Annotated in this window: 1 protein-coding gene; it reads left to right on the plus strand. The window is 67.3% G+C overall.

The genetic code is table 11. From position 1 onward, the window contains the following. Positions 1–202: adenosylhomocysteinase (locus IF27_RS29770; RefSeq protein WP_190233165.1), on the plus strand; the 202-nt coding region annotated here is incomplete at both ends.

Below are 202 nucleotides of genomic sequence, written 5' to 3' on the forward strand. Positions count from 1 at the left end.
GCTGCTGCACAAGGGGGTGGAGTACGAGAAGGACGGGAAGGTCCCGGATCCTTCGACGGCGGAGAACGACGAGCACCGGGTCATCCTCGAACTGCTGACGCGGACGGTGGCGGAGTCGCCGCAGAAGTGGACGCGGGCGGCTTCCGAGGTCCGGGGCGTCACCGAGGAGACCACGACGGGTGTGCACCGTCTGTACGAGATG

This window comes from Streptomyces avicenniae (assembly GCF_000719135.1).
GTDB lineage: Bacteria > Actinomycetota > Actinomycetes > Streptomycetales > Streptomycetaceae > Streptomyces > Streptomyces avicenniae.